This window comes from Novosphingobium arvoryzae, assembly GCF_014652615.1.
Taxonomy (GTDB): Bacteria; Pseudomonadota; Alphaproteobacteria; order Sphingomonadales; family Sphingomonadaceae; genus Novosphingobium; species Novosphingobium arvoryzae.
Genome location: NZ_BMZD01000001.1, coordinates 248,005 through 259,964 on the forward strand (window position 1 = coordinate 248,005; position 11,960 = coordinate 259,964).

General features: G+C 67.5%; 12 protein-coding genes and 1 tRNA gene. 9 read left to right on the forward strand and 4 right to left on the reverse strand.

The features are described from left to right. The first annotated feature begins 49 nt into the window (after nt 1-49). From IE113_RS01245 to IE113_RS01260, 4 genes are all read left to right on the forward strand, one after another. A complete protein-coding gene (locus tag IE113_RS01245; RefSeq protein WP_189538606.1) occupies nt 50-607 on the forward strand; it encodes a hypothetical protein in 558 nt (185 codons plus the stop codon). Nucleotides 608-701: 94 nt separating this feature from the next. After that, entirely contained in the window at nt 702-1,157 is a 456-nt protein-coding gene (locus IE113_RS01250) for a Dps family protein (RefSeq protein WP_189538607.1), read from the forward strand. Nucleotides 1,158-1,234: 77 nt separating this feature from the next. Beyond that, nucleotides 1,235-1,855 (forward strand): 6-phosphogluconolactonase, encoded by a 621-nt coding sequence (locus IE113_RS01255; RefSeq protein ID WP_189538608.1) that lies wholly within the window; start codon nt 1,235-1,237, stop codon nt 1,853-1,855. Next, the gene (locus tag IE113_RS01260; RefSeq protein ID WP_189538609.1) at nt 1,843-2,343 is read left to right on the forward strand and encodes an NUDIX domain-containing protein; all 501 of its coding nucleotides are present in this window, start codon (nt 1,843-1,845) and stop codon (nt 2,341-2,343) included. Before IE113_RS01255 ends, IE113_RS01260 begins: the two co-directional genes overlap by 13 nt. Here the strand turns inward: IE113_RS01260 and dinB are convergent. After that, nucleotides 2,297-3,427: a DNA polymerase IV gene (gene dinB / locus IE113_RS01265; RefSeq protein WP_189538610.1), complete on the reverse strand. Its 1,131-nt coding sequence runs from the start codon at nt 3,425-3,427 to the stop codon at nt 2,297-2,299. The two genes, IE113_RS01260 and dinB, sit on opposite strands and share 47 nt — an antisense overlap. A 74-nt stretch (nt 3,428-3,501) precedes the next feature. Here dinB and IE113_RS01270 point away from each other — a divergent pair, with 74 nt between their 5' ends. Both IE113_RS01270 and IE113_RS01275 read left to right on the forward strand, forming a co-directional pair. After that, nucleotides 3,502-4,770, forward strand: a complete 1,269-nt coding sequence (locus IE113_RS01270; protein WP_189538611.1) for a multidrug effflux MFS transporter — start codon at nt 3,502-3,504, stop codon at nt 4,768-4,770. 10 nt (nt 4,771-4,780) lie between these two features. Beyond that, nucleotides 4,781-6,247: a glycerol-3-phosphate dehydrogenase gene (locus tag IE113_RS01275; RefSeq protein WP_189538612.1), complete on the forward strand. Its 1,467-nt coding sequence runs from the start codon at nt 4,781-4,783 to the stop codon at nt 6,245-6,247. A 13-nt stretch (nt 6,248-6,260) separates the two neighbouring features. On the opposite strand, the gene IE113_RS01280 is transcribed toward IE113_RS01275, so the two are convergent. Beyond that, on the reverse strand, nt 6,261-7,781 hold the full coding sequence (locus tag IE113_RS01280; RefSeq protein WP_189538613.1) for an acyl-CoA carboxylase subunit beta: 1,521 nt from the start codon (nt 7,779-7,781) through the stop codon (nt 6,261-6,263). Nucleotides 7,782-7,934: 153 nt separating this feature from the next. On the opposite strand from IE113_RS01280, the gene IE113_RS16425 reads away from it, so the two are divergent. Together IE113_RS16425 and IE113_RS01290 are read left to right on the forward strand one after the other, a co-directional pair. Further along, on the forward strand, nt 7,935-8,822 hold the full coding sequence (locus tag IE113_RS16425; protein ID WP_189538614.1) for a c-type cytochrome: 888 nt from the start codon (nt 7,935-7,937) through the stop codon (nt 8,820-8,822). 136 nt (nt 8,823-8,958) lie between these two features. Beyond that, nucleotides 8,959-9,741, forward strand: coding sequence for a DUF2189 domain-containing protein (locus tag IE113_RS01290; protein WP_189538615.1), 783 nt, complete (start codon nt 8,959-8,961; stop codon nt 9,739-9,741). Here the strand turns inward: IE113_RS01290 and IE113_RS01295 are convergent. Continuing rightward, the gene (locus IE113_RS01295; RefSeq protein WP_189538616.1) at nt 9,738-10,424 is read right to left on the reverse strand and encodes an RlmE family RNA methyltransferase; all 687 of its coding nucleotides are present in this window, start codon (nt 10,422-10,424) and stop codon (nt 9,738-9,740) included. The genes IE113_RS01290 and IE113_RS01295 overlap by 4 nt on opposite strands. After that, entirely contained in the window at nt 10,421-11,401 is a 981-nt protein-coding gene (locus IE113_RS01300; protein ID WP_444544205.1) for a Ppx/GppA phosphatase family protein, read from the reverse strand. Before IE113_RS01300 ends, IE113_RS01295 begins: the two co-directional genes overlap by 4 nt. A 399-nt stretch (nt 11,402-11,800) precedes the next feature. Between IE113_RS01300 and IE113_RS01305 the strand changes: the two genes are divergently transcribed. After that, nucleotides 11,801-11,874, forward strand: a tRNA-Gln gene (locus tag IE113_RS01305). The last annotated feature ends 86 nt before the right edge of the window (nt 11,875-11,960 follow it).

The following is an 11,960-nucleotide window of genomic DNA, read 5'->3' on the forward strand; positions in this document are numbered from 1 at the left end:
CTGCCTGTTTCGCTTGACCGCACGCCCTGCACCTTGGCAGCACGGCGCGGTGTCAGGATTTCTGTTTGCCTTCATTGCCCTGCTCGTCACCGGGATCGGCGCGCGCGATCAGTTGCTGGTCGCTGCGCTGAGCCATCGGCGCGGGCAGCGTCCGGCGGTGTTGCTGGTCGGCGCGGCCAGTGCGGCGCTGACAGCGGGCATCGCGGCGGGCGGCGCGGCGCTGGTCATTCCCATGCTGAACGGCAATGCGCGGCTGTTTCTGGCGGCGCTGGCGCTGGGGCTGGCGGGCGCGGAAATGCTGATCGCGCGGGCCAGCCCGACGCCCAGGGAGCCGACCGATTCGCTGGGGGCATTCGCGTTGGTGCTGTTCGTCCAGCAACTGACCGATGCGGCCCGCTTCATGCTGTTCGGAATTGCGGTGGCGACCGGTGCGATCCTGCCTGCCGCACTGGGCGGCGCGGCCGGGGGTGCCGGTGTGATCGCGGCTGGCTGGATCGCGGCGGGGGCGCTGGCACAGCGTTCGGTCGTCCCGCTGCGGCGCGGCTTGGGCGCGGTTGTGCTGGTGGTGGCCGCGGTGCTGGCGCTGCGGGCGACCGGGCGGATATAATCGCTCAATGCGATCAAACTTTCCATTTTAATCGTTTTGAATGATTTTCGGTGCGGCGGTAGAAGCAGCCATCACTGAGGGAAAGGGCAAGATCATGGGTAATCACAACGCCAAGGCCGCATTGGTCGACAGCCTGAACGCGCTGCTCGCCGATTGTTTCGCGCTCTACATCAAGACCAAGAATTTCCATTGGCACGTCGGCGGCCCGCAGTTTCGCGATCTGCACCTGTTGTTCGACGAACAGGCCGCCGAGATCTTCGCGCTGACCGACCTGATCGCCGAACGCGTCCGCAAGAACGGCGCTGCCACGCTGACGTCGATCGGCGCGATTGCTGGCAAGAGCCGGATCAAGGACGAGGATGACGCCGATCTCTCGGCCGCAGCGATGATCGCCCAGCTGAAGGCCGACAACGAAACGCTGATCGCCGCGCTGCGCGAAACCAAGGCGGCGGCTGGTGCGGCAGGAGACAACGCCACCGACGGGGTGATCGACGATTGGACCGATCAGGCCGAACAGCGGGTGTGGTTCCTGGGGCAATTGCTGAAGTAACCGCGCAACTGGCAGCACAAAAGAATACCATTGCACCGCCGTTCCGGCCACCGGGCGGCGGTGCTATTGCGTCCAGCATGGCAAATGTGACGATCATCGAAGGCGCTGACGACAGCGCCATTGCGGCGTGGCTGGCGGAGCGGCTGGAACAGGCGCTGGGCGAGAGCGAGGGCGAAATTGCGATCACGATCCCCGGCGGTTCAACCCCGTTCCCGATTCTCGCCGCGCTGGCGGATCGCGATCTGGACTGGTCGCGGATCGCGGTCTGGCCGGGGGATGACCGGATCGTGGCCGAGGATCACCCTGCCAGCAACGTCGGCCGCATCCGCGCGGCGCTGGAGCCGCTGGGTGCGCGGGTGGTCGCCTTGGCTGAAGATGCCGTGCCGCCGCATTTCGCGCTGACCTGGCTGGGGATGGGCGCGGACGGGCACATTGCCTCGCTGTTTCCCAACACCGATCCGCAAGTGGACGATCCCCAGATGCTGCGGCAGCTGGTGCCTGATCCCTTGCCGCCGGAAGCGCCGTTCGCGCGGCTCAGCCTGACGATCCCGGCACTGCTGAACAGCGATGCGCTGCTGTTCGTGATGCGCGGGGCGGACAAGCGCGCGGTGTTTGACGCCGCGATCCGGGGTGAACACGATTTGCCGGTTGCGCGCCTGCTGGCGGCGGCGCATCAACCGGTGACATGCTTCACCTGATCCCCGCCCCCCTGCACCGCGCCGGCCTGACGCTGGCCCATGCGGTGCGGATTCGCTGGTGGCAATGGCGCAAGCCGCTGCTGATCGGGTGCCGGGTGCTGGCCTTTGACGAGGCAGAGCGGGTGCTGCTGATCCGGCATTCCTACGGTAGCGGACGCTGGATGCTGCCGGGCGGCGGAGTCGACCGGGGAGAAGACCCGTTGGCGGCGGCCCTGCGCGAGCTGGCCGAGGAAACGGGCTGCGCGCTGGCGGCTCCGATTCTGTTCGGGCAAGTGGACGAGCCGCTCTACGGCACCATCAATCGCGTCCATCTGGTGACCGGCACGGCCACTGGCACGGTAGCGGGCGATGGCCGCGAAGTGATCGCGGCGGAGTTCTTCGCGCTTGATGCCTTGCCGCCGGACCTGTCGTATCTGGTGGATCGCTATCTGGCGGACTGGGTCACAGCAGCGACAGCTGCGCGTCGGGGCCAGTCGGCGGCGGCGTAGCGTCCTCTTCGCCGTCCAGGTGCGATAGCGTCAGCCCCATCAGCCGGATCGGCTGGGCCAGCGGCACGACTTCATCCAGCAGGGCGTGGGCGATGGCGGCAAATTCGGCGCGGCTGGCGACGGGCTGTGCGGTGGAGCGGGCGCGGGTCAGGCCGGTGAAATCGGTGTGCTTCAGCTTCAGCGTCACGGTGCGGCCCTGCGCGCCGCTGCGCTCGATCCGTTCCCACGTCAGGCCGATGATCCGTTCCAGCGTCTCGCGCAGCGCCGATCCGGCGGAAATGTCGCGCTCGAACGTGCGTTCGGCGCCGACCGACTTGCGTGGGCGATTGGCCTTGACCCGGCGCAGGTCGATGCCGCGGGCCGCGCGGTAGAGGTAATCGGCCTGGCTGCCGAAGTGGCGGCGCAGGAAATCGATGTCCTTGGCGGCAAGGTCCGCGCCGGTTTCGATCCCCAGCTGCGCCATCTTCTCCGCCCCGCGCGGGCCAACCCCGTGGAACCGCCGCACCGGCAGCGCGGCGACGAACTGCGCGCCCTGGCCGGGGCGGATCACGCAGAGGCCATCGGGCTTGTTCTGGTCGCTTGCCAGCTTGGCCAGGAACTTGTTGTAGGACACGCCCGCGCTGGCGGTCAGCGCGGTTTCGGCCTTGATCCGCGCCCGGATCAGCTGGGCGATGCGGGTGGCGCTGCCGATGCCCTTCAGATCCTCGGTCACGTCAAGATAGGCCTCGTCCAGACTGAGCGGCTCGACGTGGGGGGTATAGTCCAGAAAGATCTCTCGGATCTGGCGCGATACGGCGGTGTAAACATCAAACCGGGGGCGGCGGAACACCAGCTTCGGGCAAAGCCGCCGCGCCGTGACCGAGGCCATGGCCGACTTCACGCCATAGCGCCGCGCCTCGTAACTCGCCGCCGCCACGACGCCGCGTGGCCCATCCCCGCCAACCGCGACCGGCTGGCCGCGCAACGCGGGATCGTCGCGCTGTTCCACGCTGGCGAAAAAGGCGTCCATGTCGATGTGGATCACCTTGCGCAGGCCGGGGGCGATATCGTCGTCCGGTTCGCTGTCGGGAGGCGGTTCGGCCATGCCTGCATGATAGCGTGCGCCCTGCATACGAAAAGAGTCTGGCCAGCGGTGTCACATCGGGCCATTGGGGGCTGATGTCGTCCTTTGCCCCGCCAGCTGCCGACGCCCGCCTGGGCGAGCGCGAGTTTATCGCGATGATGGCCATGCTGATGGCCCTGCAGGCGATGTGCATCGATTCGATGCTGCCCGCGCTGGGGGTGATCGCCAGCGACCTGGGGCAGGACGATCCCAATGCTCGCCAGCTGGTGGTCGGCGTGTTCCTGATTGCCGCCGGTTTCGGATCGCTGATCCCCGGCGCGCTGGCGGACCGGTTCGGGCGGCGGCGTGTGCTGTTCGGCAGCCTGGCAATCTATATCCTGATGGGGCTGGCCTGTGCGCTGGTTACCGACTTCACGATGCTGCTGGTGGCGCGCGCGCTGCAGGCGCTGGGCAGCGCGGGCCTGTCGGTCCTGCCCGGCGCGATCATCCGCGACCGGTTCGGCGGGGACCGCATGGCGCGGGCGATGTCGACCATCTCGGTCGTGTTCATGATCGTGCCGATGCTGGCCCCCAGCTTTGGCCAGGCGGTGTTGTGGGTGGCCAGCTGGCGCTGGATCTTTGGCGGCATGGCGCTGATGGCGGCGGCGATCTGGATCTGGGTGTTCCTGCGCCTGCCCGAAACGTTGAAGCCCGAATACCGCCAGCGGATCGAACCCGGCGTGGTCGCGGCGAACATGTGGGAATCGGCCACCAACCGCGCGGCCATCGGCTATGTGCTGGGCACCTCGGTGCTGCTGGGCGGCCTGTTCGGCTACATCAACAGCGCGCAGCAACTGGTTGCGGAGCACTACGGCGCGGGTGAGCGCTTTCCGCTGTTCTTCGCGGCGATGGCCGGGGCGATGGCGCTGGCGAACTTCTCCAACTCACGGATCGTGGAACGGTTCGGCGCGCGGCGCGTGTCGCATGCGGCGCTGCTGATCTATATCGCGGTCGGCGCGGGGCAGGTCTGGCACGCGCACAGCCAGCATGAAAGCATCTGGATCTTCGTGGGCCTGATGACCGCGAACATGTGCCTGATGGGCTTCATCGGCGCGAACTTCGGATCGATTTCGCTCCAGCCTTTCGCCCGCATTGCCGGGGCGGCCTCGTCGCTGCAATCGTTCCTGCGCATGGTGATCGGGTCGGTGCTGGGGTCGATGGTCGGGGCGGCGTTCAACGATACCGCCCAGCCGCTGGCCTATGCGCTGTTCGGGTTCGGCCTGCTGGCGCTGGTGCTGGTGCTGTACAGCGAAAAGGGGCGGCTGTTCCGCCGGATCACGCCGCCGGGCGTGGCGCGGCCGGTGCCCGACCCAGGGATGCATTGAGGTTGCAGGCATGACGCAATTCGATCTGGCCGTGATTGGCGGCGGCGTGAACGGCGCGGGGATTGCCCGCGACGCGGCAGGACGCGGGGCCAAGGTGCTGCTGCTGGAAGCAGGCGATCTGGCGCAGGGCACCTCCTCTGCCTCAACCAAGCTGATCCACGGCGGGCTGCGCTATCTAGAGCATTACGAGTTCGGCCTGGTCCGCGAATCGCTGACCGAGCGCGAGGCGCTGTGGGCCATTGCCCCGCACATCATCCACCCGCTGCGCTTCGTCCTGCCGCACGTGAAGGGCCTGCGCCCGCGCTGGCTGCTGCGGCTGGGGTTGTTCCTCTATGACCACATCGGCGGGCGCAAGCGCCTGCCTGCCACCCGCAGCATCGACCTGAAACGCCACCCGGCAGGCGCGCCGCTGAAGGCGGAATTCGGTCCGGCGTTCGAATACAGCGACGGCTGGGTCGACGATGCGCGGCTGGTCGTGCTGAACGCGCTCGACGCGGCAGAGCGCGGGGCCGAAGTGCGCACCCGCACCCCCGTCACTGCCGCGCGGCGTGATGGCGCTGGTTGGGTGATCGACACGCCTTCTGGCCAGTTCCACGCCGCCGCGCTGGTCAATGCCGCCGGGCCGTCAGTGCTGAAAGTCGACGGGCTGATCGGCACGACACCCGACTACGGGATGCGGCTGGTGCGCGGATCGCACATCGTGGTGCGCAAGGTGTTCGACCACCCCTACGCCTATTTCTTCCAGCTGGCGGACGGACGGATTTTCTTCGCGATTCCCTATGAGCGCGATTTCACCCTGATCGGCACGACTGACCGCGATCAGGAACCCGGTGCACCGATTTGCGCCAGCGACGAGGAGATCGCCTATCTCTGCGACGGGGCGAGCCGGTACTTCAACACCGCGATCACCCCGGCGGACGTGGTCTGGACCTATTCCGGAGTGCGCCCGCTGATCGATGATGGCTCTGGCCGCCCCGAAGCGGCGACGCGCGGATACCGGCTGGACTTGTCCGATGCGGGCGAGGGGGCGCCGCTGCTCAGCGTCTATGGCGGCAAGATCACGACGTATCGCCATCTGGCGGAAGAGGCCGTGGATCTGCTGGCCCAGCGCCTGCCGGCCGCCGGTGGCAAGGGCTGGACCACGCGTGCGCCCTTGCCGGGTGGAGATTTCGCGATCGACGGGCTGCCTGCGCTGATGACCGATCTGGCCGAGCGCTACCCCTTCCTCGATCCCGCCAGCGTCGACCGCATTGCCCGCGCCTATGGCACGCGGGCCGAGCGCTGGCTGGCTGGCGCGGAGGGCTGGCAGGCGCTGGGCCGCGATTTCGGCGGCGGGCTGACCGGGGCGGAGGTCGATTACCTGCGCCAGACGGAATGGGCGGTCAGTGCGGAGGATATCCTGTGGCGGCGCACCAAGCTGGGCTTGCGGCTGGATGCCGCGCAGCAGGCCGCGCTGGCGGACTATCTGGGCGCCTGATCTCGCGCGAAACTCAGGCCCCCAGGGCCGCCCATGCCAGCCCGGCAAACTCGCATAGCAGCGGGCGGGTGTCGCGCGGGTCGATGATGTCCTCAATCCCGAACTTCTCGGCGGTGCGGAACGGGCTGCGCACCCGGTTCAGCCGTTCGCGAATCGCGTCGAGATGCGCGGCGGGGTCCGCTGCGGCCTCGATCTCGCTCTTGTAGGCGACCTCGATCCCGCCTTCGATCGGCAGGCTGCCCCAGTCGCCCGAAGGCCAGGCAAAGCGGTACTGGAACGCCTCGGCATTGCTCATCGCGCTGCCTGCGATGCCATAGGCGCGGCGCACGAGCACGCAGGCCAGCGGCACGCTCGCCCGGTAGATCGCGTTCATCGCGTTGACGCCATAGCGGATCGTGCCCGCACTTTCCGCGGCGGAGCCGATCATGAAGCCGGGGTTGTCGACCAGGTGGACCACCGGCAGGCGGAACTGGTCGGCCAGCTTGATGAACCGCTCCACCTTCTCGCTAGTGCGCGCTTCCCATGAACCGCCCAGGTAGCTGGGGTCGCTGGCGATCACGCAGACTGGCCAACCATCCAGCCGGGCAAAGGCGGTGATGGCGGCGCGCCCCCACATCCGGCCCATTTCGAACACGCTGCCTGCATCGCACACCGCTTCCAGCACGCGGCGCATCGAATAGACCTGCTTGGCCTCGCGCGGGACGATCGACAGCAGCGCCTCGTCGCGGCGGTCCACCGGATCGATCGGCGCGGTGCGCGGGGCATGCTGGCCGACGTGGGCGGGCAGATAGGACAGGAAGCGGCGGGCACGGGCAAAGGCCTCGTACTCGTCGGCCACTTCCTCATCGACCACGCCGTTGCGGGTGTGGATTGCGCTGCCGCCGAGCGATTCCTTGTCGCTGGCCTCGCCAATCGCCTCGACCACGGCGGGACCGGCGGCGAACAGCTGCGACAGGCCCTTGACCATGATTGAATAGTGGCTGGCGACGACTCGCGCCGCACCCAGCCCTGCCGTTGGCCCCAGCGCCAGCGCCACGACTGGCACGGTATCGAGGTTCTTCACGATCTCGCCCCAGCCGGGCGTGGCCGGAACATAGGTCGCGCCGATTTCTTCCAGCGTTTTCACCGATCCGCCCCCGCCGGTGCCGTCGATCATGCGAATCAGCGGGATCTTCAGCGCGTGGGCCATCTGTTCGCATTGCACGAACTTGCGGTGGATCGCCGCGTCCGCCGCTCCGCCGCGCACGGTGAAGTCATCGGCAGAGGCGACCACGGGCCGCCCTTCGATATTGGCACGGCCGAAAATCACGTTGCTGGGGGACAGGTCCAGCAGTTCACCGTCAGGGCCGTAATGGCCCTTGCCCGCAATCTTGCCGATTTCGCGGAACGACCCGGCATCGACCAGCCCGGCGATCCGCGCCCGGGCGTCCAGCTTGCCGCGCGCGTGCTGGCGGGCCACTTTCTCGGCACCGCCCATCTGCTCGGCCAGCGCTTCGCGGCGGCGCAGTTCCTCGATTTCGGGGGCCCAGCTCATGCGTCGATTATCCCCCCGCCCGTGTCAGATCGTGAAAACATGATCGCAATGGCTAGGCTGCAAACAGAGAGGCCGCAATGGCTCTTGCACTTGTCCGGCCTCGCCACTAGAGCGGCGCGCAATTGCAGGGCTTTTACCCACGGGGCATGTTCCATGGCTGATCGTTTTAATACCATCGCTGGCTGGACGCTGTTTTCCGGCGTCGTCGCACTCGGCCTCGCCAGCATCAGCGGCCACTATTTCAAGGCTGACAAGGAACACCGCCCGGAAAAGATGGGCTATGAGATTGAAGGCGTTGCGGCTGAAGGCGGTGAAAAGACCGTCGCGATCGAAGCGCTGCTGGCCACGGCCGATGCGGCCAAGGGTGAAGCCACGTTCAAGAAGTGCGTGGCCTGCCACACCATCAACCAGGGCGGCGCGAACGGCATTGGTCCGAATCTCTACGCCGTGTTCGGCGCGGCCGTTGGTGGCCACGTTGCCGGCTTTGCCTATTCCGATGCGCTGAAGGCCAAGGGCGGCAAGTGGGACTGGGCAACCATGAACGAATGGCTGACCAACCCCAAGAAGTTCGCCGAAGGCACCAAGATGAGCTTCGCCGGGATCAGCGATCCGGCTGAACGTGCCAATCTGATGGTCTACCTCAACGCGCAGGGTTCGAACCTGCCGCTGCCCGCCGTCCCCGCTGCTGCCGAAGGCGCGGAAGCGGGTGCGGAAGTGGCCGCTGCCGTGGTTGGCGATGCCGCCAAGGGCGAACAGGTCTTCAAGAAGTGCGTCGCCTGCCACACCGTCAACGCTGGCGGGGCCAACGGCATCGGTCCGAACCTGAACGGCGTGGCCGGTTCGAAGGTTGGCGCCCATGCCGCCGGCTTTGCCTATTCCGACGCGCTGAAGGGCAAGGGCGGCGTGTGGGATGATGCCACGCTCGATGCCTGGCTGACCAACCCGCGCGCGTTTGCGGCTGGCAACAAGATGACCTTCGCCGGTCTCAGCAACCCGCAGGACCGGGCTGACGTCATCGCCTACATCAAGGCGGCGAAGTAAGCGCACCGAACCGACCGGTTCAGGAAAAGGGGCAGGGCCGCAAGGCTCTGCCCCTTTTGCCATGCGTGCGCGGCGCTTGATGCCAAAGCGCAGTTGAGGCACCTTTCCGCCAGCATGGGCAAAGGAGGGGTGTGCCATGGCGTCGGCAAATCAGGCGCAGATCGCGCCGGTCACGGTGGCAAGGAATCTGGGCTGGGCGGAGCTGCGCGCCGCGCTGGCAGCGGGCTGGGGGGATTTCCGGGCCTGTCCGGGGTATGGCCTGTTCTTCGCCGGCGTCTATGTCGCGGCGGGGCTGTTCCTTTATTTCGCGCTGTTCAATCGGGGTGAGGTCGCCTGGCTGGTCCCGGCGGCGGCGGGTTTTCCGCTGCTGGCCCCGTTCATCGCGGTCGGTCTTTACGAAGTCAGCCGCCGCCGCGAGGCGGGCCTGCCGATGACCTGGGGCGCGGTGCTCGGCGCGCTGCGCGGGCGCGGCGGGGATGACCAGATCGTCAGCATGGGGGCGATCGTGTTCGTCGCCTTCGGGTTCTGGCTGATGATCGCGCACGGCATCTTCGCGGTATTCCTGGCCGAATCGGGGATCGGCACCGAATCGCTGGCGCTGTTCGGCACGCGCGCTGGCATGATGATGCTGGTGGTCGGCGGCGCGGTCGGAGCGGTGCTGGCCTGGGCGTTCTATGCGGTCACGGTGGTCAGCCTGCCGATGCTGGTCCACCGTGAGGTCGATTTCATGACCGCGATCATCGTCAGCCTGGCGGTCGTGCGCTCCAATTCGCTGACGATGCTGGTCTGGGCCGGGGTGATCGCCGTCACGTTGTTCGCGGCGATGCTGCCGGCGTTCCTGGGCTTGCTGGTGGCCCTGCCGGTGCTGGGCCACGCGACCTGGCACCTCTATCGCCGCGCGGTGTGCGATCCGGCTTAGGCCGCGTCCTCACCGCGCTCAGCCTGCCCCTTGAAACCCTGGGCGATCACGTACCATTCGGACGAATCCTTGCGGCTGGCAGGGGGCTTGGCGTGCTTCACGGTGGTGAAGTGGCGCTTCAGCAGCCCGAGCAGGTCGGTATCGGTCCCGCCCGCCAGTACTTTCGCCACGAATGCGCCGCCGGGGGCCAGGTTCTGGATCGCGAAGTCGGCCGCCGTCTCCACGAGGCCCATCGTCCGCAAGTGGTCGGTCTGCTTGTGGCCCACGGTGTTGGCAGCCATGTCGGAAATGACGAGGTCCGGCGCGCCGTCCAGCGCCCCCATCAGCGCGGCGGGGGCTTCATCGGCCATGAAGTCCATCTGGAAGATTGTCACGCCGTCGATCGGATCGGTTTCCAGCAGGTCGATGCCGACCACGGCGGCGCGCGGGTTCAGTTTGCGCACCACCTGGCTCCACCCGCCCGGAGCGATGCCCAGGTCGACCACGCGATTCGCCCCCCGGATCAGGCCGAATTTTTCGTCCAGCTCGATCAGTTTGAACGCGGCGCGGCTGCGCCATCCGGCATCGCGCGCGGCCTTCACGTAAGGATCGTTGAGCTGGCGCGTCAGCCAGCGGGTCGAACTGGCGGTCCGCCCCTTTGCCTTTTTCAGCCGTTTCTCGACCGGGCCGCCGGATCTGCTCATTTCGCACCTTCACGCTTGATCCGGCGCAGCGCCGCACGGGTTCGTTCGCCTGCGCCTTCGGCCGACATCAGCGAGCGCAGGATGCCCTCGCGGATGCCGCGATCGGCGACGCCCAGCCGGTCGGCGGGCCACAAATCGAGGATGGTTTCCAGAATGGCGCAGCCCGCAACCACCAGGTCGCTGCGTTCGCGCCCGATACACGGCAGCGCGCGGCGCTGGTCCGGCGTCATGTCGGCCAGGCTGGAACTGATCCCGCGCATCGATTCGGCCGGCACGATCAACCCGTCGACCGCGCGGCGATCATATTGCGGCAGGTCGAGGTGCAGGCTCGCCAGCGTCGTCACCGTGCCGCTGGTTCCCAGCAGGCGCAGCGGCAGCCCCGCCGGTTCGTCGCGCAGGGCGGCCGCGATCCGCTCGGCAAAGGGGGCCAGGCTATCGCGCACCAGCTGGCGCATCCGGGCATAGCGCGCGGCGCGCCCGGTGGCCGTATCGGGTTCTTCGCCGCAGGTCTCGGTCAGCGAAACGACGCCCCAGGGCACGCTTTGCCAGTCGCGAATCCGCGGCACCTGGCCGTTCATGCTTTCCACCAGCACCAGCTCGGTCGATCCCCCGCCGATGTCGAAGATCATCGCCGGGCCATCGCCGGCTTCCAGCAGCAGGTGGCAACCCAGCACTGCCAGCCGCGCTTCCTCCTTGGCACTGATGATATCGAGCCGGATTCCGGTCCGTTCATAGACCCGTTCGATGAAGGCCGGGCCGTTCTCGGCACGGCGGCACGCCTCCGTCGCCACCGAGCGGGCGAGGTGGACCCCGCGCCGGCGCAGCTTGTCGGCGCAGATTTGCAGTGCACCCAGCGCCCGATCCATCGCCGCATCGCTCAGCCGCCCGGTCTGGGCCAGCCCCTCGCCCAGCCGCACCACGCGGCTGAAGGCGTCGATCACGACGAAGTGTTCACCCGCCGGGCGGGCGATCAGCAACCGGCAATTGTTGGTGCCAAGGTCGATCGCGGCAAAGGCCTGTCGGCCGTGCGGTGCGGGGCGCCCGCCGGGCGGTCCGCTCGCGGGTTCGCCCGCCGGTGATTGACCCGAACGGGGGGCGAATCGATCTGTCTGGCCGTCCGGCCTGCGTGCACGGGAAGCGGAAGGGGGCTTGGACGGCGATTGCTCGCGCCGGCCCTGCCTTGCCCCGTCCGGCTTCGAATCCTGTAATTCACACACTGCCGGCGGAAACTTGTCCGCCATACTTTGCCTGCGTCTCTTATCGTTTTCCCGCCGATCGCGGCGAGTACCTGAGATCATGCGTAGAGCGAGTTGCCATCCGGGGCAAGAGCAGTGGCTTGACGCGGGCGCGAACCCGCCCTAGAGGCCACCGCCTGTTGCCCCGTCGTCTAATGGCAAGACTACGGATTCTGATTCCGTCTATCGAGGTTCGAATCCTCGCGGGGCATCCACTTCCCTCAGCTTTGAAGCCATCCCCGATCCGGCATCGGGCTTTCCCCTATGGCCTGTGCGCGGGCGGGTTAACCGACTTGCGTTA

Bases quoted from the DNA above. Each gene is read 5' to 3' on its own strand.
- IE113_RS01250 (WP_189538607.1), top strand. From the start codon at position 702: ATGGGTAATCACAACGCCAAGGCCGCATTGGTCGACAGCCTGAACGCG.
- IE113_RS01255 (WP_189538608.1), top strand. From the start codon at position 1,235: ATGGCAAATGTGACGATCATCGAAGGCGCTGACGACAGCGCCATTGCG.
- IE113_RS01260 (WP_189538609.1), top strand. From the start codon at position 1,843: ATGCTTCACCTGATCCCCGCCCCCCTGCACCGCGCCGGCCTGACGCTG.
- dinB (WP_189538610.1), bottom strand. From the start codon at position 3,427: ATGGCCGAACCGCCTCCCGACAGCGAACCGGACGACGATATCGCCCCC.
- IE113_RS01270 (WP_189538611.1), top strand. From the start codon at position 3,502: ATGTCGTCCTTTGCCCCGCCAGCTGCCGACGCCCGCCTGGGCGAGCGC.
- IE113_RS01275 (WP_189538612.1), top strand. From the start codon at position 4,781: ATGACGCAATTCGATCTGGCCGTGATTGGCGGCGGCGTGAACGGCGCG.
- IE113_RS01280 (WP_189538613.1), bottom strand. From the start codon at position 7,781: ATGAGCTGGGCCCCCGAAATCGAGGAACTGCGCCGCCGCGAAGCGCTG.
- IE113_RS16425 (WP_189538614.1), top strand. From the start codon at position 7,935: ATGGCTGATCGTTTTAATACCATCGCTGGCTGGACGCTGTTTTCCGGC.
- IE113_RS01290 (WP_189538615.1), top strand. From the start codon at position 8,959: ATGGCGTCGGCAAATCAGGCGCAGATCGCGCCGGTCACGGTGGCAAGG.
- IE113_RS01295 (WP_189538616.1), bottom strand. From the start codon at position 10,424: ATGAGCAGATCCGGCGGCCCGGTCGAGAAACGGCTGAAAAAGGCAAAG.